Genomic DNA, 15,997 nt, shown 5'->3' on the forward strand with positions numbered 1-15,997 from the left:
AGACCTTCGTCGCCGCCGGGAACCGGCACATCAACGTGATCGAACCTGCGTACGCGCCGCAGATCGCCCAGGCCCTCGGCCTCGCTCGCCACGTCCGCGAACTGGTCGATCGATCTCTGCGACTACGGGCTCGCAGACCGGGTCGCGCGGGGCCTCAAGGGCGTCGTCGTCCGCTACGACGGGCAGTAGGCGTCCGGCGGACGGCCGGCGGGGCCGGTGCGGGAGTGCGGCGGAACGCACTCCCGCACCGGCCCCGCGGGTCTGTCGGGTGGGTCAGGCGGGCGGCGCCGGCAGGACGGGGAGCAGCTGACCGAGGAGGTCGTTGATCAGGCCGGTCAGCTGGTCGACGAGTTTCTGCAGGTCACCCGGGTCCGGGGTGCCGCCGGCCGGTGGGGTGGCGGCGCTGAGGAGCTGGTTGATGAGGTCCTGCAGGGCGCCGAGGTCCAGGCCCTGGGGGGTGGCGCCCACCGGTGCCGAGCCGGCCGACACCGAGCCTGCGGTGGCCGAGCCGGTCGTGAGCGAGCCGGTCGGCGGGGAGCCGGTGAGGTGGGTGGGCGCGGTCGGCGCGGCGGGGAGGGCCGGGCGGTACGGATGGCCGGCGGCGAAGAGCGAGGCCGGCGGTGCGACGCCTGACATCGGGAAGGTCGCGCGGGGGTGGGACGCGTCGGTCGCGGCCGACGGGTTGGCGGGGGCCGCGGTGGCGGCAGTGGCGGCGGTGAGGCTCAGAGCCGCGGCGAGCGCGGCGGCCGCCCAGGTGGCACGCATGGTAAAGCCGTTCCTTTCAGCGGAGTTCAGGCTTTTCGCCTGCACCACACGTTGAGCCACCGCCGGGACGGGGGCCACCGTTCGTACGCCGAATGGTGCGGGCTCCGCCGAGGGCCGGTCGGGGAGCGGCCGGGGGGAACGGCCGGGGAGCGACCGGGAGCGACCGGGAACGGCCGGGCGGCGGTCAGCCGGTGGCGTCCTGCTGCTCGGGGCCGTCGTGGGCGGCACGGGCGTGCGCGGCGAGGGCGGCGAGGGCGAGGGCGGTGGACTCGTCGGGGTGGGCGGCGCGGTCGGTGCCGAGGAGGCGCAGGGCCCGGTCGGCGGCGTCCGGCGAGGGCCCGTCGGGGGTGAGGACGAGCCGGCCGTCGTGCCAGACGGCGGCGCGCTGGGGGCCGTCGGGGAGGACGGCTTCGAGGTAGGCGATCGGCGCCGACTTGGACCAGGCGGCGAAGCGGAGGGTGTTGCCGCCGGGGAAGCGCTTGAAGCCGAGGTCGGGGCCGCTGTCGGGCTGCTGCAGGGCGTCGTGGAGCCGGTCGGTCATCGGAATGAGCGCGAGGCCCTGGGCGAGGTCCACGACCCGGGCGGCCGGGACCTCGGCGGCGACCACCCGGAGCAGGTCGGCGGTGGCGATCATCGCGTTCAGTTCGTGTGACATCCCAATATTCTGCGCATCTCGGCGCCGGACGACAGGCGATTATTCGAACTGGTATCCATCGGGTCAACGAATGCCGTTGGTCCGGCCGGAACAGGGCAGAGTGGTGCCATGACGACCGATCGTGCGAGACCGACCGCCGAGCAGCTGGCCGCCGCGCAGGACGCGACCATCGCGGACGTGGCGGCGCCGGGGCTGCGGGTGCTGTTCTGCGGGATCAATCCGGGGCTGTGGTCGGGGGCGACCGGGCACCATTTCGCCCGTCCGGGCAACCGGTTCTGGCCGGCGCTGCACCGGTCCGGCTTCACGCCGAGGCAGTTGCGGCCCGAGGAGCAGCAGGAGCTGCTGGCGCTGGGGCTGGGCATCACCAATGTGGTGGCCCGGACGACCGCGAAGGCGTCCGAACTGACCGCCGAGGAGTACCGGTCGGGCGGCGAGGCGCTGGTGGAGCGGGTGACCCGGCTGGCGCCGCGGGCGCTGGCGGTGCTGGGCATCGGCGCGTACCGGGCGGCGTTCGGCAGGCCGCACGCGGCGGTGGGCCGGCAGGTGGAGCGGATCGGCGACAGCGAGGTCTGGGTGCTGCCCAACCCCAGTGGCCTGAACGCGCATTACACGCTGGACGGGATCGCGGCGGAGTTCGCGAAGCTGCGCGAGGCGGTCGGCCCGGCCGACTCCTGAGGGCGACGCCGCGAGGGCGCCGGCCACCTGCCCGGACGCCCAGCCGACCCGGACGCCCAGCCGACTCGGGCGCTCAGCCGGCCCGGACGCTCAGCGGGCCCGGGTGAGGCCCGGCGGCAGCGGGACGGAGCGCAGTTCACGGATGGCGGCACGGACGGCCGCGGTCCGGGCGAGTTCGGGGGTGGTGACGTAGCCGACCTGGCGGGTGGGCGGCCGGGGGCCGAGGTCGGTGACGGCGAGGCCCTGCGGCGGGTTGGCGAGGGTGAGCATCGGCATGATCGCCATGCCGACGCCCTGGGCGGCCAGCGAGAGCACCACGGTGTCGTCGGCGACGTTGATGGTGGCGGACGGGATCCAGTCCTGCCTCCCCCACCAACTCCTGGTGTAGGAGCCGCAGTTCTCGTCCCAGTCGACGAGGGGGAGGCTGCGCGGGTCGGGGTGTCCGGCCGGGTGGGCGAGTGCGTACGACTCGGTGAAGAGCGGGGCGGCGAGCAGGCCGGGGACGGCGGCGGTGTCGGCGTCGAGGGTGGCGAGGCCGAGGTCGGCCCGGCCGTCGGCGACCTCGCCGGCGGTGCCGCGGCCGATCTCGCGGACGATCCGCACCTCGGGGGTGAGCTGCGGGTGCCGTTCGGCGAGCCGGGTCAGGACGGCGGGCAGCAGCTGGGCGGCGACGCTGCGGAAGGCCGCGATCCGCAGCGGGCCGGCGATCCGGGCGGATTCGGTCGCGCGGGCCTCCGCGGGCAGCAGCTCCAGCAGCCGCAGGATCCGGCGGGCGTGTCCGACCACGCGCTCCCCGGCGGGGGTCGGGGTGGCGCCGCCACGGCCGCGCTCGAACAGGACGGCGCCGAGTTTGCGTTCGCAGCCGCGGACGGCGTGCGAGACCGCGGACTGGGTCAGGCCCAGGCTCGCGGCGGCGGCGGTGAAGCCGCCCTCGTGCGCGACGGCGACGAGGACGCGGAGTTCCTGCGGGGCGAGTTCGGTGGCCACGGACGGCAATCTACCTGCATCCATGAGCAGGATTCATGGAAGGGCGGCAGCCATCGACGCGGCGGGCTGCCCGGCGCCGCGACGGCTTCCTACGGTGGTCACCGACCCCGGCGCCGGTCCCGGCACCGATCGCGGCGCCGGTCCCGCCGGCGCTCCCACCACCACTCCCCCGGAGGCATGTCATGCCCGTCACCGCCCACGCCGTCCACCAGGTCGCCCGCCCGCAGGGCATGCCCGGCGCCGAGCACTTCGCATTCGTCACCGAGCGGCTGCCCGCCCTGGTGGAGGGCACCGCGCTGGTCGAGAACCTGTACCTGTCGGTCGACCCGTACATGCGGGAGGAGATGGACGGCGGCTGGGCGCTGGGCGCGCCGCTGGAGGGCCGGGCGATCGGCCGGGTGGTGGAGTCCTGCTCGGACGCACTGCCGGTCGGCGCGCTGCTCTTCCACCGCAAGGGCTGGCGGACCCACGCGGTGGTCTCCCCCGCCGAGGCGCGCCCGCTGGTGGAGCTGCCCGGTGTGCCGCTCAGCGCGCACCTGGGGATCCTCGGCGGGACCGGGCTGTCGGCCTGGGTCGGGCTGACCCGGATCGCCCGGCTGCAGCCCGGCGAGGACCTGTTCGTCTCCGCCGCGGCCGGCGGCGTGGGCACCGCCGCCGGGCAGCTCGCCCGGCTGCTGGGCGCCCGCCGGGTGGTCGGCAGCGCGGGCAGCGCCGCCAAGGTGGAGCACCTGACCGAGCGCCTGGGCTTCGACGCCGCCTTCGACTACCACGACGGCCCGGTGACCGGACTGCTGCGCCGGGCCGCGCCGGACGGGCTCGACGTCTACCTGGACAACGTCGGCGGCGACCACCTGGAGGCGGCGATCGACGTGCTGCGCGACCACGGCCGGATCGCCTGGTGCGGCGCGGTCGCCCAGTACAACGGCACCGAGCCGCCGAGCGCGCCGCGCAACCTCTACGACGTGGTCGGCAAGAGCCTGCGACTGGAGGGCTTCCTGGTCCGCGAGCACCTGGACGCGCAGCAGGAGTTGAACGACTTCCTGGCCCCGCACCTGCGGTCCGGGGCGGTGGTGTCGGACGAGACCGTGGTGGAGGGCTTCGACCGGGTGGTGGAGGCGTTCCTGGGCGTGCTGCGCGGGGCCAACACCGGCAAGATGCTGGTCCGGCTCTGACCGGTGCGCACGGCGCGCGGCGGCTCAGCGGCCGGCGAAGCCCTCGTCGCTGGCGACGATCTCGCGGCCCAGCGGTGCGATCGAGATCGGGATCATCTTCAGGTTCGCCCAGCCGAACGGGATGCCGATGATCGACAGGAAGAGCGGGATGCTGGTGGCGACGTGCGCGATCGCCAGCCACCAGCCGGCGAAGACGAACCAGATCACGTTGCCGACGCAGGACGGCGCGCCGGCGTCCGGCTTCTCCACCGTCGTCCGCCCGAACGGCCACAGCACGTAGCCCGCGATCCGGAAGGACGCGATGCCGAACGGGATGGTGATGATCAGGATGCAGCAGATGATGCCCGCCACCGCGTAGGCGATGGCCATCCAGATGCCACAGAAGAGCAGCCAGATCACGTTGAGGACGAAACCGATCACCTTCATGGGATCAGCTTTCCATGCCGGGCGTCCCGGCGCTCGGCCGCGCTAGCGCTTCGCGCGGCGCCTCGCGGCGAGCCAGCCGATGGCGGCGCCGACCACCAGGGTGACGGCCAGGACCACCCAGAGCGGCATGGTCACATTGGCGACCCACAGGGTGATCTGCACGGAGTCCGTGTTCACCGCGATGAACCAGATCGCCAGCACGGCCAGGACCGCGATCCCGACGGTGCGCATCCGGTACTCGCGCCCGCCGACGGTGACGCTCGACCGACGCTGCGAGTCGGTGGTTTTGTCAGCCATACCTACCATTATCGGTCGATATCACCGATTCGCAGGGCAGGGAGACCGGGCTCAGGCACCCCCGCCGGGAACCGGGCTCAGGTGCCGGCCCCGGGGAGCAGCAGCAGCCGCTCGGGGTCGTACGGCATCCAGTGCTCGCCGGTGCGCAGGGCGTGGACGCGGCACCACGGGGTGCCGTCGTCGGGCTGCCACCAGGCGTTGATCCGGCCGAGCGCCCAGGTGCCGTCCTCGCGGTGGATCTCGACCGGTTGGTAGACCCGACGGATCTCGGTCTCCGGTGGCTGCCAGTCCTGCCAGTCCTCGTTGTGTCCCACCCGAACGACTCTACAGACCTGTAGTAGATGCACGAAGCTGTTCGGCCTAGGGTCCGTCAGAACGCGTCCCTCGCGCCCGACGCTTGTTCGACCGCAGGACACCCTCGGGCCGCAGCGTGTTCACGTGCCGCTCCTAGCGTCGCACCGCCCGGGTGTTCCCCGGGTGCGCGCGCGGTGGGCAAGGCCGGGTGCGCCGAGCGTCGAGGAGACGTCAGACATGCAGCGCAAGGCCTTCAAGGCCGCCATGGTGGTCGCTCTGGCGAGCACCATGGTCGGGGGTGCGGCCGTCGCCGCCTATTCCGAGCCTTCGGACCAGAACGACTACAGCTACGGGCGCGACGACCGGGGCGACCGCCACGGCGAGATCCGCAACGTCATCTACCTGCTCGGCGACGGCATGGGCCGCACCCACGTCACCGCGGGCCGCGACCGTTTCTACGGCGCCTCCGGCCGCCTGAACATGGAGCGCCTGCCGTACGTCGGCCAGGTCGCCACCTTCGCGGTGGAGAAGGGCACCAACAAGCCCGCCCTGGTCACCGACTCGGCCAGCTCGGCGACCGCCTGGTCGTCCGGCGTGAAGACCTACAACGCGGCGCTCGGCGTGGACGCGTACGAGAAGCGCGTCGCCACGCTGATGGAGCAGGCCAAGGCGGCGGGCTTCGCCACCGGCAACGTCTCCACCGCGGAGATCACCGACGCCACCCCGGCCGGCGAGTTCAGCCACGTGCTGCTGCGCGGCTGCCAGGGCCCGTCCTACTCGGACGCGGCCTGCCTGCCGAAGAACGCGGACGGCACCTTCGAGGCCAAGCCGGCCGACTCCACCCTGATCACCCCGGTCGCCGAGCAGATCGCCCGCAACGGCACGGCCGACGTGATCCTCGGCGGCGGCCTGGCCCGGTTCGAGCCGGACGACCAGAAGGCGCTGGAGGCCCAGGGCTACCAGGTGCTCGGCAGCTTCGGCGACGCCGCGCTGCCCGCCCAGTCCGCCGCCAGCCAGAAGGTCGCCACCAAGGCCGACCTCGACGCGGCCAAGGGCAAGAAGGTCGTCGGCCTGTTCAACCGCGGCAACCTGACGGTGGAGACGGCCAAGGCCGCGCTGCCGGCCGGCGCCCCGGAGAAGTCCGAGCCGACCCTCTCGGACATGACCACCAAGGCCATCGACCTGCTGTCGAAGAAGAACAAGAAGGGCTTCTTCCTGCAGATCGAGGGCGCCCAGATCGACAAGCGCTCGCACGCCAACGACGCCACCCAGACCCTGGGCGAGATCAAGGCGTTCGACGACGCGGTGGCCAAGGCCGTGGACTTCGCCAAGAAGGACGGCCACACCCTGGTGATCGTCACGGCCGACCACGAGTGCGCCGGCTTCAACATCATCGAGAAGGGCACCTTCACCAACGCCGAGGCGGCCGCCCCGCCCACCAACACCGACGCGGGCAACCCGGCCAACAACGGTTCGCCGGCCCGCACCTCGGGCAACGTGAAGGACGCGCTCCGCTCGACCGGCCCGGTCAACGGCGCCGGCTCGAAGGACCCGAAGAACTTCGCCCCGGCCACCTTCCGCACCCCGGACGACGCGGCCGACGTCAAGGACGGCTCGCCCGAGGCCAGCCTCTGGCTGACCTACCTGTCCGGCAACCACACCGGCGCCGACGTGCCGATCTTCGCGTACGGCCCCGGCGGCCAGCGCTTCGCCGCCAGCCAGGACAACACCGAGCTGTACGGCAAGGTGTACCGCGCGCTCTTCAACCGGGCCCCGCAGCGCTGACGCACCGGCACTGGCCCGAAGCCCGACCGGGGCCGGGAGGCGTCCGTCCTCCCGGCCCCGCCGCCACCTGCCCAGGAGAGCACCGCCATGAAGCACCCCGTCCGTACCGCCACCGTGCTGGCCGCCTTGGCGTTCGGCCTGCTCACCGGCTGCTCCGACGGCGGCGAGCCCGCCGAGCCGGCGCCCCCGGCCTCGCCGAGCGCCGTCGCGCTGCCCGCGCCGAAGCAGATCGCCGCGCCCGCCTCCGTGCTGGCCACCCCGGCGAAGCCCGGCGAGGTGCGGGTCGAGCCGGGCCCCTTCACCGACCGGGTGGCCTTCACCGGGCTCGCCCTGGACAAGGGCTCGACCGTGAAGGGGCACCTGACGATCACCTCCGACGTCAGCGACGTGCTCGCGCTGGAGGTGCGCGCCGGCTTCTACGACGCGGCCGGACACCTGGTCGGCAGTGGTGTCTTCCACTACCAGGAGGAGGAGGCCGCCACCGGCGAGCACGACGGCCCGCGCGCCGCCGACGGGGGCATCGACTTCTCGCTGCCCGCCGAGAAGCTCACCGGCACGCCGGTCGGCGTGGTGCTCACCCTGCCGGTGCTGGTCAACGAGTGAACGGCGGCCTGTTCGGCACGGCCCCGGTGGCCCGGGGCGCCGGGCGGCGCCCGGGAGGGCGGCGGCTAGCGGATGGCCTCGGTGTCGTTCTGCAGGTGGTCCAGCTCGGCGATCTCCGGGTGGTGCAGGTCGAACGCCGGGCACTCGGAGCGGATCCGCGGCAGCGTGTGGAAGTTGTGGCGCGGCGGCGGGCAGGAGGTCGCCCACTCCAGCGAGCGGCCGTACCCCCACGGGTCGTCCTCGGTCACCAGCGGCGCCCGGCGGCGGGTCAGCCAGACGTTGTACAGGAACGGCAGGGTGGACAGGCCGAGCAGGAAGGAGCCGATGGTCGAGATGGTGTTGAGCGTGGTGAAGCCGTCGGTGGAGAGGTAGTCGGCGTACCGGCGGGGCATGCCCTCGGCGCCCAGCCAGTGCTGCACCAGGAAGGTGGTGTGGAAGCCGACGAACAGCGTCCAGAAGTGGACCGCGCCCAGCCGCTCGTCGAGCATCCGGCCGGTCATCTTCGGCCACCAGAAGTAGAAGCCCGCGAACATCGCGAAGACCACCGTGCCGAAGACCACGTAGTGGAAGTGGGCCACCACGAAGTAGCTGTCGGAGACGTGGAAGTCGATCGGCGGCGAGGCCAGCAGAACGCCCGTCAGGCCGCCGAACAGGAAGGTCACCAGGAAGCCGATCGACCACAGCATCGGTGACTCGAAGCTCAGCGAGCCCTGCCACATGGTGCCGATCCAGTTGAAGAACTTCACCCCGGTGGGCACGGCGATCAGCAGCGTCATGAAGGAGAAGAACGGCAGCAGCACCTGGCCGGTGACGAACATGTGGTGCGCCCAGACCGTCACCGACAGGCCGGTGATCGCGATCGTGGCGGCGATCAGGCCGGAGTAGCCGAAGATCGGCTTGCGGCTGAAGACCGGGATGATCTCGGTGACGATGCCGAAGAACGGCAGCGCGATGATGTACACCTCGGGGTGGCCGAAGAACCAGAACAGGTGCTGCCAGAGGATCGGCCCGCCGTTCGCGGGGTCGAAGACGTGCGCGCCGAACTTGCGGTCGGCCTCCAGGCAGAGCAGTGCGGCGGCCAGCACCGGGAAGGCGAACAGCACCAGGATGCTGGTGAACAGGATGTTCCAGGTGAAGATCGACATCCGGAACATGGTCATCCCCGGCGCCCGCAGGCAGGCGATCGTGGTGATGAAGTTGACCGAGCCGAGGATGGTGCCGAAGCCGGAGAACGCCAGGCCCATGATCCACAGGTCGGCGCCGACCAGCGGCGAGTGGACCTCGCTGTTCAGCGGCGCGTAGGCGAACCAGCCGAAGTCGGCGGCGCCGTCCGGGGTGAGGAAGCCGCCGACCGCGATCAGGCTGCCGAACAGGTAGAACCAGTAGGCCAGGGCGTTCAGCCGGGGGAAGGCGACGTCCGGGGCGCCGATCTGCAGCGGCATGAACCAGTTGGCGAAGCCCGCGAAGAGCGGGGTCGCGAACATCAGCAGCATGATCGTGCCGTGCATGGTGAACGCCTGGTTGAACTGCTCGTTCGAGAGGATCTGCGTCCCCGGACGGGCCAGCTCGGCGCGCATGACCAGGGCGAGGACGCCGCCGACCAGGAAGAAGGCGAACGAGGTCGCCATGTAGAGGGTGCCGATCTGCTTGTGATCGGTGGTGGTCAGCCAGCGCACCAGCGCCCGGCCGCCCCGGCGCCGGCGGCCGGGCCACCGGCGCGGCTTCGGCGGCCGGGGCGGCGCACCCATGGATTCGCTCGGCAGGATCGTCACCGCAGCACCCCTCAGCGTCGCCGGGTAGTCGGTCAAGCACTACCAGTGACGGGTGGTCGGGTGCGGTGGCGCGCCCTAGGGGGTCACCCGGTCGGCCGCAGCGCGGTCAGTGGCCGGCCATGCGTTCGAGGCGGGCGATGCGTTCGCGCATCGGGGGGTGGGTGGAGAACAGCCGGGTGCCCGCCTCGCCGGGGCGGAAGGGGTTCGCGATCATCATGTGACTGGCCGTCTGGAGCTGCGGCTCGGGCCGGAGCGGGAGGCGCTGGGTGCCGGCGTCGAGCTTGCGCAGGGCGCCGGCGAGGGCCAGCGGGTCGCCGGTGATCCGGGCGCCGTCGGCATCGGCCTGGTACTCGCGGGAGCGGCTGACCGCGAGCTGGATCAGCCCGGCCGCGATCGGCCCGAGGATCATGATCATCAGCATCCCGACCAGGCCCGGACCGTCGTCGTCGTCGCTGCGGCCGATCGGGATCAGCCAGGCGAAGTTGACCAGGAACATCACCACCGAGGCGAGCGCCCCGGCCACCGAGGAGATCAGGATGTCCCGGTTGTAGACGTGGCTGAGCTCGTGGCCGAGGACCCCGCGCAGCTCGCGCTCGTCCAGCAGTTGGAGGATGCCGTCGGTGCAGCAGACCGCCGCGTTGCGCGGGTTGCGGCCGGTGGCGAAGGCGTTCGGCGCGGGGGTGGGGGAGATGTACAGCCGGGGCATCGGCTGGCGGGCGGAGGTGGAGAGCTCTCGGACGATCCGGTACAGCTGCGGCGCCTCGATCTCGCTCACCGGCCGGGCCCGCATGGCCCGCAGGGCCAGCTTGTCGCTGTTCCAGTACGCGTACGCGTTGGTGCCGACGGCCACCAGCAGGGCGACCAGGAGACCGGTGCGGCCGAAGAAGCTGCCGATCACCAGGATCAGCGCGGACAGCCCGCCGAGAAGGACGGCGGTCCGCAAACCGTTGTGCTGGCGGTGCACTGCAGGGCCCTCCGTGGTGGTGCGATGGGAAGCCTTCTGCGACTCATCCTCTGCCGGGGTCAACGGAGGAGAGCTGCGGGTTCGTTCCCCTCAGCACTGTTCCACAGCTCAGAACAGCGTGCCGCCCACCACCTGGAGGACCAGCTGCGGGGCGACCGAGAGCACCACCGCGCCGGACGCCGCGAGGCCGAGGGTGGCGGCCAGCGGGCCGGGCACCCGGCCGCTCTCCACCGCGTCGGGGCCCGCCGGGGCGAAGAGCTTCGCCGTCCACAGCAGGTAGTAGTACAGGGCGATCACCACATTGACGGCCATCACCACGGCCAGCCAGCCCAGGCCGGCGTCGACCGCCGCCTGGAAGACCACGACCTTGCCGAACAGGCCGACCACGCCCGGCGGCAGACCCGCCAGGCAGAGCAGGAAGAACGCCAGCGCCAGCGCCGCCCAGCGGTTGCGGGCGTACAGGCCGCGGAAGTCGTCCAGCCGGCTCGCGCCGGAGCGGGCCACCACCGCGACCACGCCGAAGGCGCCCAGGTTGACCAGACCGTAGATCAGCGCGTACGCCACGGTCGCACCGAGCGGCTCGGTCGAACCCCGGTAGCCGGCGGCGGCCAGCGGGACCAGCAGGTAGCCGGCCTGGCCGACCGAGGACCAGGCGAGCAGGCGCAGCGCGCCGAACCGGGTGTCGGAGCGCTGGCGCAGCGCGCCGACGTTGCCGGCCGTCATGGTGAGCGCGGCCAGCACCGCGAGCACCAGACCCCAGGTGCGGCCGTACGGGTGGAAGGCGAGGGTGGTGACCAGGGCGAGTCCGGCCAGGCCGGAGGCCTTGCCGACGACCGAGAGGTAGCCCGCCACCGGCAGCGGGGCGCCGGTGTAGGTGTCGGGCACCCAGAAGTGGAAGGGGACGGCGGCCACCTTGAAGGCGAAGCCGACCAGGGTGAGCACCGCGCCGGCCTCGGCCAGCGGCTTCAGCTGCGGCTGGACGTGTCCGAGGCCGTCGGCGACCGCGCCCAGGTGGATCGAACCGGTGGCGGCGTAGACGAAGCTGACGCCGAGCAGCATCACGGCGGTCGCGGTGACCGAGGAGAGGAAGAACTTCAGCGCGCTCTCCGCGCCGCGGCCGTCGCGGCGCAGCGCCACCAGCGCGAAGGCCGGCAGCGAGGCCACCTCCAGCGCGATGATCAGCGTCGCCAGGTCGCGGGAGGCGGGCAGCAGGGCGGCGCCGGCGGCGCTGCTGAGCAGCAGGAACCAGTACTCGCCGCCCGGCAGCTTCTCCTCCTCCACGGTGTGCAGCGAGAGCAGCGCGGTGATCAGCGCGCCGCCGAGCGCCAGCAGCTGGAAGACCAGCGCGAACGGGTCGGCGACGTACGAGCAGCCGGCGTCCTTCAGGCAGAAGGTCGAGCGGGTGCCGCCGGTGGCGAGCGGGAGCAGCAGGGCCAGCGAGGCGGCCAGGCCGGCGACCGTGATCCAGCCGAGGACGCGCTTGCGGGCCTCCGGCAGGAAGAGGTCGGCGAGCAGCACCGCCAGGGCGACCAGGGCCGCGGTCAGCGGCGGCGCGACGGCCAGCCAGTCGACGGACTGGATCAGCGCGCCGGGGTCGGCGACGGCGAGCGAGGTCATGGCGGGCTGCCCCAGGTGAGGAGTGGGAGTCATCTCAGCCACCTCCGAGGAGGTGCTTCACGGCCGGGTCGGAGAGGCTCAGCAGCAGGGCCGGCCACAAGCCCGCGACCACGGTGAGCGCGACCAGCGGGGTCCAGCTGACCGCCTCGTACGCTTTCAGGTCGGACAGGCCGGCGACCGGGGCGGGCTGCTTCGGGTCGCCCATGCAGACCCGCTTGACGACCAGCAGCAGGTAGCCGGCGGTGAGCAGGGTGCCGAGGCCGGCCATCACCATGTAGGTGACGAAGGCCGGGCGGGAGAGGCCGGCGGCCGGGTCGAAGGCGCCGTACATGGCGAGCAGCTCGCCCCAGAAGCCGGCCAGGCCGGGCAGGCCGAGGCTGGCGACGGCGGCGAAGGCGAGCAGGGCGCCGATCCGCGGGGCGCGGCCGTAGAGGGCGGCGCCGGTGGTGCCGGCCAGGGTGTCCAGGTCGGCCGTGCCGTAGCGGTCCTTGACGGCGCCGACCAGGAAGAACAGCAGGCCGGTGATCAGGCCGTGGGCGATGTTGGCGAACAGCGCGCCGTTGACGCCGGTCGGGGTGAGCGAGGCGATGCCCAGCAGCACGAAGCCCATGTGGCCGACCGAGGAGTACGCGATCAGCCGCTTGAGGTCGCCCTCGGCGCCGGGCCTGGCCAGCGCCAGGCAGGCCAGCGAGCCGTAGAGGATGCCGACGGCGGCCAGCGCGCCCAGGTACGGGGCGAAGGTGGCGGTGCCGTCCGGGACGATCGGCAGCAGCACCCGGACCAGGCCGTAGGTGCCCATCTTCAGCAGCACGCCGGCCAGCAGCACCGAGCCGACGGTCGGGGCGGCGGTGTGCGCGTCCGGCAGCCAGCTGTGCAGCGGCCAGGCCGGGGCCTTGACCGCCAGGCCGACCAGGATGGCCAGCGCGGCGACCACCTGGGTGGTGTGGCTCAGGCCGCTGCCGTGCGCCTCGGCGAGCCGGGTCATGTCGAAGGTGCCGGCGTTCAGGCCGATCAGCAGGAAGCCGAGCAGCATCACGGCGGAGCCGAGCAGCGTGTAGAGGATGAAGCGGTTGGCGGCGAACACCTTCGCGCCGCTGCCCCAGCGGGCGATCAGGAAGTACATCGGGATCAGCACGATCTCGAACGCCACGAAGAACAGCACCAGGTCGAGCACCGCGAAGGTGGCGAGCATGCCGACCTCCAGCAGGAGCAGCAGCCCGGTGAAGGCCCGCGCGCCCGGGACGCCCTCGCCGCTCGGCAGGCGCTTGGTGGAGTACACCGCGCAGAGCAGGCTGAGCAGGGCGGTGAGCACCAGCAGCGGCAGCGAGATGCCGTCCACCCCGAGGTGGAGGCGGACGTTCAGGGCGGGGATCCAGGCGACGTCGGTGACCGCCTGCATCCGGCTCGGGCGGTCGTGGTCGAAGCCCGCGGCGAGCACAACGGACAGGGCCAGCGCCGCGCCGGTGACCGCGACGCCGAGCCGCAGCGCGAGCCGGTCGGCGATCGGCGCCAGGGTGAGGGCGGCGCCGAGCAGCGGCAGCACCAGGAGGGCGATGAGGACTGCGTTCACCGGGTGCTCCCAGGGCGTGCCGGGTCGGGACGGGAAATCTGGATCATGAGCCGACCGCCACCAGGACGGCGAGCACGACGGCTCCGGCGAGCAGCGCGCTCAGGTAGGCCTGGGCGTTGCCGCTCTGTGCCCGGCGGACCAGCCAGCCGAGCGCGGTGGCCCCGTTGCCGGCGCCGCGCACGTACGTCTCGACCACCTCGCGGTCGAGGAACTGCACCAGTCGGGCCAGTGCCCCGGTCGGGCGGACGAACAGCGCGCTGTACAGCCGGTCCACGCCGAAGCCGTGCTGGGCGGGGCCGAAGAGCGGGCCGAGCAGGCTGCGTCCGGGGTCGGCGGGCAGCTGCTCGACGGCCGGCGGTCCGGCCTGCTCGGGCACCCGGCCCTCGACCTGCGGGGCGCGGGCGGCCTGCCGGGCGCCGGCGGAGCGCCAGGCGGCGTACGCGATCAGCAAGCCGGCCACCGCGAGGCCGGTGCCGATCACGGCGGTGTCCACCGAGGGGCGCAGCGAGCTGCCGCCGAGCAGGGCAGGCAGCCAGTCGGTGCGCAGCCCGAGGATGCCGAGGCCCATGGTCGGGACCGCCAGCACCCACAGCGGCCAGCGCATCGCGGCCGGCTCGGCCTTCGCCGGGTCGGCCTCGTCGATCTCCGGCGAGTAGGGGGCGCCGGCCTGCGGCTCGGCCGGGAGGCCGGTCAGCGCGCGGCCGTGGAAGGCGACCAGCCACAGCCGGGTCGCGTACGCGGCGGTGAGCAGCGCGGTCAGCGAGCCGGACACCAGCACGATCCAGCCCGCGGCGGACGGCACCGCGGAGGCCGGGGCCAGGCCGCCGGTGATCGCCTCGCCGGTCGCGGCGTGCTCGGCGGCGGTCAGCACCGCCTCCTTGGAGAAGAACCCGGAGAACGGCGGCAGGCCGACCAGGGCGACCAGGCCGATCCCCATCGTCCAGTAGGCGTCCGGGACGCGGCGGCGCAGGCCGGGCATCCGGGACATCGCCGAGATGGAGTTGGTGTGCGCGGCGTGGATCACCACGCCGGCCGCCAGGAACAGCAGCGCCTTGAACGCGCCGTGGGTGAGCAGGTGGAACACGGCAGCGTCGCGGTCGCCGGAGGCGAGGGCGCCGGCCATGTAGCCGAGCTGGCCGACCGTCGAGTAGGCGAGCACCCGCTTCAGGTCGTCCTGGGCGAGCGCGCACAGCGCCGAGCCGATCATGGTGACGGCCGCCATCACGGAGAGGACGACCAGCGCGGCGGCGGAGAGCAGGAAGACCGGCAGCAGCCGGGCGACCAGGTAGATGCCGGCCGCGACCATGGTGGCGGCGTGGATCAGCGCGGAGACCGGCGTCGGACCGGCCATCGCGTCCGGGAGCCAGGTGTGCAGCGGGAACTGCGCGCTCTTGCCGGCCACGCCGGCGAGCAGCAGCAGCGCGATCAGCGTCGGGTGGCCGAGGCGCCCGTCCGCGGCGGCGGTCAGCACCCCGTCGATCCGGAAGGTGCCGGCGTCCGCGCCGAGCAGGAAGAGGCCGAACAGGAACGGCACGTCACCGAGCTTGGTGACCAGGAACGCCTTCAGCGACGCCGAGCGGGCGTCCGCGGTCTCCCAGTGGTGGCCGATCAGGAAGTACGAGCAGATGCCCATGACCTCCCAGCCGACCAGCAGGACGATCAGGTCGCCGGAGTAGACGACCACGAACATCGCCGCGGTGAAGAGCGAGACCAGGGCCGCGTACGAGGGGTAGCGCGGGTCGTCCTTCAGGTAGGCCGTGGAGTACACCTGCACGCAGGTGGCGACCAGGCCGACCAGGACGGAGATCACCGAGGTGAAGCCGTCCAGGTGCAGGGCCAGGGTGATGTCCGGGCCGCCGGTCGGGGTCAGCCGGGTGGCGGCGTCCAGCGTGCCGGTGCCCAGCTGCAGGGCGACCAGGAGGGCCAGCACGGCCGAGACCGCGACCGGCAGGATCGCCAGCGGGCGGGCCAGGCCCGGCACCTTGCGGCCGGTGGCCAGGGTGGCCGCCGCGCCGAGCGCGGGCAGCACGGGGACCAGGATCGGCAGGGCGAGGTTCATGCGACGGCCTGCGCTTCCTCGGTCTCCGCGGACGGCTCCGCGGCTTCGGACGGGTCGCCGAGGGCGGTGATCCGGTCCACGTCGGCGGTGCGGCGGGTGCGGAACACCAGCAGCACGATCGCCAGGCCCAGGCCGATCTCGGCGGCCGCGATCGTGATGGTGAACAGGGTCAGTGCCTGACCGGCGTGCAGCGCGTCGCGCAGCCAGGTGTCGAACGCCACCAGGTTGAGGTTGACCGCGTTGAGCATCAGCTCGACGGACATCAGCACCAGCACGACGTTGCGCCGGGCGAGCACGCCGTAGACGCCGACGCTGAACAGCAGCGCGGCGAGGACGGCGGGGTAGGCGAGGTGCAC

The 15,997-nt window shown here is 72.9% G+C and carries 16 protein-coding genes; 4 read left to right on the top strand and 12 right to left on the bottom strand.

The annotated features are described in order from the left end of the window. Window positions 1-273: 273 nt before the first annotated feature. Entirely contained in the window at window positions 274-765 is a 492-nt protein-coding gene (locus ABEB06_RS16580; RefSeq protein ID WP_345697630.1) for a hypothetical protein, read from the bottom strand. 184 nt (window positions 766-949) lie between these two features. Further along, window positions 950-1,420 carry a hypothetical protein gene (locus tag ABEB06_RS16585; protein ID WP_345697631.1) on the bottom strand — a complete coding sequence of 157 codons (471 nt, stop codon included), beginning with the start codon at window positions 1,418-1,420 and terminating at the stop codon, window positions 950-952. A gap of 108 nt (window positions 1,421-1,528) precedes the next feature. On the opposite strand from ABEB06_RS16585, the gene mug reads away from it, so the two are divergent. Then, the gene (gene mug / locus ABEB06_RS16590; RefSeq protein ID WP_345697632.1) at window positions 1,529-2,095 is read left to right on the top strand and encodes a G/U mismatch-specific DNA glycosylase; all 567 of its coding nucleotides are present in this window, start codon (window positions 1,529-1,531) and stop codon (window positions 2,093-2,095) included. 90 nt (window positions 2,096-2,185) lie between these two features. Here mug and ABEB06_RS16595 read toward each other — a convergent pair whose 3' ends face one another. Further along, window positions 2,186-3,082 (bottom strand): LysR family transcriptional regulator, encoded by an 897-nt coding sequence (locus tag ABEB06_RS16595; RefSeq protein WP_425559632.1) that lies wholly within the window; start codon window positions 3,080-3,082, stop codon window positions 2,186-2,188. 182 nt (window positions 3,083-3,264) lie between these two features. On the opposite strand from ABEB06_RS16595, the gene ABEB06_RS16600 reads away from it, so the two are divergent. Continuing rightward, window positions 3,265-4,254: an NADP-dependent oxidoreductase gene (locus tag ABEB06_RS16600; protein WP_345697634.1), complete on the top strand. Its 990-nt coding sequence runs from the start codon at window positions 3,265-3,267 to the stop codon at window positions 4,252-4,254. Between the two features lie 24 nt (window positions 4,255-4,278). Here the strand turns inward: ABEB06_RS16600 and ABEB06_RS16605 are convergent, their stop codons facing one another. The 3 genes from ABEB06_RS16605 to ABEB06_RS16615 all read right to left on the bottom strand — a co-directional run bounded on the left by ABEB06_RS16605 (window position 4,279) and on the right by ABEB06_RS16615 (window position 5,291). Beyond that, window positions 4,279-4,680 (bottom strand): YccF domain-containing protein, encoded by a 402-nt coding sequence (locus ABEB06_RS16605; RefSeq protein ID WP_345697635.1) that lies wholly within the window; start codon window positions 4,678-4,680, stop codon window positions 4,279-4,281. A gap of 42 nt (window positions 4,681-4,722) precedes the next feature. After that, window positions 4,723-4,977, bottom strand: coding sequence for a LapA family protein (locus ABEB06_RS16610; protein WP_345697636.1), 255 nt, complete (start codon window positions 4,975-4,977; stop codon window positions 4,723-4,725). 77 nt (window positions 4,978-5,054) lie between these two features. Next, the gene (locus ABEB06_RS16615; protein ID WP_345697637.1) at window positions 5,055-5,291 is read right to left on the bottom strand and encodes a hypothetical protein; all 237 of its coding nucleotides are present in this window, start codon (window positions 5,289-5,291) and stop codon (window positions 5,055-5,057) included. Between the two features lie 217 nt (window positions 5,292-5,508). On the opposite strand from ABEB06_RS16615, the gene ABEB06_RS16620 reads away from it, so the two are divergent. Next, window positions 5,509-7,056 carry an alkaline phosphatase gene (locus ABEB06_RS16620; protein WP_345697638.1) on the top strand — a complete coding sequence of 516 codons (1,548 nt, stop codon included), beginning with the start codon at window positions 5,509-5,511 and terminating at the stop codon, window positions 7,054-7,056. An 87-nt stretch (window positions 7,057-7,143) separates the two neighbouring features. After that, entirely contained in the window at window positions 7,144-7,659 is a 516-nt protein-coding gene (locus ABEB06_RS16625; RefSeq protein ID WP_345697639.1) for a hypothetical protein, read from the top strand. 65 nt (window positions 7,660-7,724) lie between these two features. On the opposite strand, the gene ctaD is transcribed toward ABEB06_RS16625, so the two are convergent. The 6 genes from ctaD to nuoK all read right to left on the bottom strand — a co-directional run bounded on the left by ctaD (window position 7,725) and on the right by nuoK (window position 15,997). Continuing rightward, window positions 7,725-9,407 carry an aa3-type cytochrome oxidase subunit I gene (gene ctaD, locus ABEB06_RS16630; protein WP_345701870.1) on the bottom strand — a complete coding sequence of 561 codons (1,683 nt, stop codon included), beginning with the start codon at window positions 9,405-9,407 and terminating at the stop codon, window positions 7,725-7,727. A gap of 130 nt (window positions 9,408-9,537) precedes the next feature. Further along, window positions 9,538-10,395 (bottom strand): zinc metalloprotease HtpX, encoded by an 858-nt coding sequence (gene htpX / locus ABEB06_RS16635; protein ID WP_345697640.1) that lies wholly within the window; start codon window positions 10,393-10,395, stop codon window positions 9,538-9,540. A 108-nt stretch (window positions 10,396-10,503) separates the two neighbouring features. After that, the gene (locus tag ABEB06_RS16640) at window positions 10,504-12,012 is read right to left on the bottom strand and encodes an NADH-quinone oxidoreductase subunit N (protein WP_345701871.1); all 1,509 of its coding nucleotides are present in this window, start codon (window positions 12,010-12,012) and stop codon (window positions 10,504-10,506) included. Window positions 12,013-12,046: 34 nt separating this feature from the next. Then, the gene (locus ABEB06_RS16645; protein ID WP_425559633.1) at window positions 12,047-13,582 is read right to left on the bottom strand and encodes a complex I subunit 4 family protein; all 1,536 of its coding nucleotides are present in this window, start codon (window positions 13,580-13,582) and stop codon (window positions 12,047-12,049) included. Between the two features lie 43 nt (window positions 13,583-13,625). Continuing rightward, window positions 13,626-15,641, bottom strand: coding sequence for an NADH-quinone oxidoreductase subunit 5 family protein (locus ABEB06_RS16650; protein WP_345697641.1), 2,016 nt, complete (start codon window positions 15,639-15,641; stop codon window positions 13,626-13,628). After that, entirely contained in the window at window positions 15,638-15,997 is a 360-nt protein-coding gene (gene nuoK / locus ABEB06_RS16655; RefSeq protein WP_345697642.1) for an NADH-quinone oxidoreductase subunit NuoK, read from the bottom strand. The genes ABEB06_RS16650 and nuoK overlap by 4 nt, the downstream gene beginning before the upstream one ends.

The sequence above is a fragment of the Kitasatospora terrestris genome, from assembly GCF_039542905.1.
Taxonomy (GTDB): domain Bacteria; phylum Actinomycetota; class Actinomycetes; order Streptomycetales; family Streptomycetaceae; genus Kitasatospora; species Kitasatospora terrestris.